At 68.6% G+C, this 666-nt stretch carries 1 protein-coding gene; it reads left to right on the top strand.

Annotation, left to right across the window (positions count from 1 at the left end; genetic code table 11):
- Positions 1-31: 31 nt before the first annotated feature.
- Positions 32-666: WXG100 family type VII secretion target (locus CCN39_RS48345; RefSeq protein ID WP_341867735.1), on the top strand; the 635-nt coding region annotated here is incomplete at its 3' end.

The following is a 666-nucleotide window of genomic DNA, read 5'->3' as shown; positions in this document are numbered from 1 at the left end:
CCGCCGCTCCCGAGGACGAGGACAACAATCCGTGGTAAATCCGCTGGTCGCGGAGACGAAGGATTCCACCAAGGCGTATTCGGGCATTTCGCTGCTCGAGTCGGCGAACGACCTGAAGTCGGCCATCGAGAGCGGCGACTGGGCCTCGGTCGCGCTGGGCTCGGTGGGGACGGCGCTGGACGCGCTGTCCATGGCGATGGACCCGTTCGGCGCGATCCTCGCCGCCGGGGTCGGCTGGCTGATGGAACACGTCGGCCCGCTCAAGGAAGCCCTGAACGGCCTCACCGGCAACGCCGACGAGATCGCCGCCCAATCCGAGACGTGGAAGAACATCGCGACCGAGCTGGGCAGCGTCGGCGAAGACCTGACCGGCATGGTCAAGGCCGACACCGTGTCGTGGACCGGGAACGCGGCCGACACCTACCGGCAGCGGGCGCAGGACACGGTGACGCTGCTGGAGACCGCGCAGAAGGGCTGCGAAGGCGCCTCCAGCGGGGTCAAGACCGCCGGTGAGGTCGTCGCCGCGGTCCGGGCGCTGGTCCGCGACATCATCGCCGAACTGGTCGGGCACCTGATCAGCTGGGCACTGCAGGTGCTGTTCACCTTGGGCATCGGCCTGACCTGGGTGGTGCCGCAGGTGATCAACGCGGTGGCGAAGACCGCGTC

Origin of the sequence: Amycolatopsis kentuckyensis (assembly GCF_002155975.1) — a bacterium.
Taxonomy (GTDB): Bacteria; Actinomycetota; Actinomycetes; order Mycobacteriales; family Pseudonocardiaceae; genus Amycolatopsis; species Amycolatopsis kentuckyensis.
The sequence above is the reverse complement of the archived record's forward strand: the minus strand, read 5'-3'. Positions and strand labels throughout refer to the sequence as shown.